Raw genomic sequence first — 3,067 nt, forward strand, 5'->3', positions numbered from 1 at the left:
CGCTGCGGGCGTAGTAGGCAAAGTAGCCCACGCGGGCCGCTTTTTGCGCGCTGTCGAGCCAGTGCAGGCTGTATTGCAGCTCGTTTCTCAGCGCCTGCTCGCGCCGCCGGGCCTGCCATTGCCAGCCGGCAAAGGCACTGCCGCCCAGCAGCAGCAGCAAACTGGCCAGCAGCGCCATGCCCAGCCATTCGTTGCGCTGGGCCTGTGCCAGGGCCTCGTCCTGATCCACCTTGGCCACCAGAATCCAGGGCGTGTCGCGCACAGTGCTGGCAAAGGCCAGCACGGGTTTGCCCCGGTAGTCCACACCGTGCAGGATGCCGCGCTCGCCGTGGGCCGCCTGCACGGCCACGTCCAGGGGGGCGTCGTCCATGATTTGGCGCATATCCTGGGGCACGGCATCGTTCAGGCGCGGTGGAATCAGGTATTGCACCCAGGGGCCTTCGCGGCGCACCAGCAGCGATTCAGCCGACCGGTTGCTGTTGGGCAGCGTCTCCAGCAGCGGGGCCAGGCGGGCCTGGGCGTGCAGCACCAGCCAGATGGCGCCCAGCGGCGCGTTGTCGGGGCCATAGATCGGGGCCAGCACGCCAAAGAACGGGAACGCAAACGCTGCGCTGCGGTGCAACTCGACGCCCACGGGCTGGGCCGCGTCCAGGGCACGGCGCAGGGCCTGGGCTTCGGGCGGGTCCAGGGTGCGCTCCGGCGCGGCGGGCTCTGGCGCACTGCCCTGACTGGCCGAGTCCAGCCGCACCACGCCCTGGGTATCGACAAAGAAGGCGGCGGTGTAGCGCAGGTTTTCTTCCAGACTGCGCAAGCGCTCTTGCAAGATGCTGGTCTGCTCCGGGGTGGGGGTGGCCGTCCAGCGGGCCACGGCGTCCATCAGCAGGGGGTCGTTGGTGAGGTCGGCGGCATCGCCCAGATGGCGCACCCGCCAGTCGGCAATATTGGCGGCCTGCAACTGGCTGACGGCCCGCAGCGCCGTCTCGACCTGGTGGCGGTAGGTTTCCACGCGCTGCTGGTAGGCCTGCCACACGTGCGCCCCCACCACGAGCAGCAAGGCCAGCAAAATGGCCGCCAACAACCAGCGCCGCCACAGGCGTGGCAGCAGGCGAGAAAAGAGGGGCGCAATGGGCATGGGGCGGCAGCGGGCGAAAGCAGGCCGAAGGTGAATGCAACCCAGCGGGCAAAACGTGACAGTTTGTGAATATGTCACACTTTGCATAGGATTTTCCGAAGCGCCACGGCAATTCCATGCGTTGTTTCAACCCTTTCTGCCAGCTTACAGCCCGACCACCATGCACCCCTTCTCTCCCGACCGCCGTGCCCACCTGGGGCAATGGGCTGCCTTGGCTGGCAGTGCGCTGTGTGCCAGCCAGGCTGCGGCCCAATCCCCGGCGGGCAGCGTGGCCCCGGAGCACAAAGTCGCCATCTACCTGAGTCTGGAGCCCGAGAGCCTGGACCCGACCATGGCCGCCTCGGCCTCGGTGGGCGAGGTGGTGCACTACAACGTGCTGGAGGGGCTGACCCGCATTGAAGAGGACGGCAGCATCTCGCCGCTGCTGGCGCAATCGTGGTCGGTCGATGAAAGCCAGCGCCGTTACACCTTTGCGCTGCGCCCGTATGTGCGCTTTCACGATGGCGCCCCCCTGGACGCGCAGGCCGTGCGCTTCAGCTTTGAGCGGGCGATGGCCCCCGAATCGACCAACAAGGCGCGCAAAGCCCTGTTTGACAACCTGGCCGACATCGCCACGCCCAACACCCACACCGTGGTGCTGACGCTGCGCCACCCCGACCCGCACCTGCTGTTCCGCCTGGGCGAAGCCACCGCCGTCATCCTGCACCCCGACAGCGCGGCGCACACCGCCACGGCCCCCGTGGGCACCGGCCCCTACCGCTTGCAGCAGCGCCGCACCGGGCACAGCATCACCCTGGTGAAAGCGCCGGGGCAGGGCCGGTCGCAGGCGGCCACCATCGAGCAGGTGGTGTTCCGCTTCGTTCAGGGGCGCGAAGCCCTGGGGCCGCTGCTCAGAAGCGGCGAGATCGACCTGTTCTTCCACTACGCGGCGCAAAACCTGCACGGCGTGGAAGCCGATAACCGCTACCAACTGCTGCTGGGCTCGTCCAGCGGCAAAGGCATGCTGGCGCTGAACCACCGCCGCGCGCCGCTGGGCGATGTGCGCGTGCGCCGCGCCATCACCCACGCCATCGACCGCGAGAGCTTTATCCGCCAGGTGCTCAATGGGCGCGGCACGGTCATTGGCAGCCACTTCAGCCCCTCGGATGCGGGCTACCTGCACCTGGCCAGCCTCTATCCCTACGACCCCGAGCGTGCCCGGGCGCTGCTGCGCGCCGCCGGGGTGGTGGCGCCGCTGCGCCTGGAGCTGGCCCTGCCGCCGCCGTCCTACGCGCGCATCGGCGGCGAGTTTGTGGCCGAGCAGCTGGCACGCGTGGGCATCGAAGTGCAGCTGAAAAACCTGGAATGGGGCCAGTGGCTGGCCGGGCCGTTCAAGGGCGACTTCGACATGACGCTGATCAACCATGTCGAGCCGCTGGACTACTTCATCTACACCGATCCGCAGTACTACTTTGGCTACGACAGCGCCAACTTCCGCGCCCTGGTGCAGCGCTACGCCCAGGCCGTGCAACCGCGCGAGCGCCAGCGCCTGTTCGGCCAGTTGCAGCGCCATTTGGCACAAGACGCGGTGAACGCCTGGATTTTTGCCCCGCAAATCGACGTGGTGCGGCGCAAGGGCCTGCGCGGGGTGTGGATGGACTACCCGATTTTTGTCCACGACGTGTCCGCCATGTCGTGGAATTGAGCTATTGATTTGATAGCTACTTGCGCTCACCACAACTGGCTTTCAGCCTATTTTGACCTTTAAAACCGGCACACCCCCACCGCACAGCCACCCCCGGGCCGGGCGCAAAAAAAGCGGCTCCAGGCCAATGCCAGTCAGTTAACCGCTGACTGGCATTTTTTCGGAGGGTACTTGCTGCGTGTGGATCGTTTGACCTCGCGCGGGAAGGAGCGCCCGGTTCGACGAGGCGGGAGCACGAAGTGCTGGGCCTG

At 67.1% G+C, this 3,067-nt stretch carries 2 protein-coding genes; one reads left to right on the forward strand and one right to left on the reverse strand.

Translation table 11 applies throughout. From position 1 onward, the window contains the following. A partial coding sequence (locus tag PHX69_RS15870) for a cache domain-containing protein (protein ID WP_288045081.1) occupies positions 1 to 1,132 on the reverse strand: 1,132 nt, incomplete at its 3' end. A gap of 160 nt (positions 1,133 to 1,292) precedes the next feature. Between PHX69_RS15870 and PHX69_RS15875 the strand changes: the two genes are divergently transcribed. After that, complete coding sequence (locus PHX69_RS15875; RefSeq protein WP_288045083.1) at positions 1,293 to 2,816, forward strand: ABC transporter substrate-binding protein; 1,524 nt, start codon at positions 1,293 to 1,295, stop codon at positions 2,814 to 2,816. The last annotated feature ends 251 nt before the right edge of the window (positions 2,817 to 3,067 follow it).

Origin of the sequence: Simplicispira sp. (assembly GCF_028687295.1) — a bacterium.
In the GTDB taxonomy this organism is placed as follows: Bacteria; Pseudomonadota; Gammaproteobacteria; order Burkholderiales; family Burkholderiaceae_C; genus Simplicispira; species Simplicispira metamorpha.

Excerpts from the sequence above, each read along its gene's own strand:
- PHX69_RS15875 (WP_288045083.1), top strand. The coding sequence starts at position 1,293 with ATGCACCCCTTCTCTCCCGACCGCCGTGCCCACCTGGGGCAATGGGCT.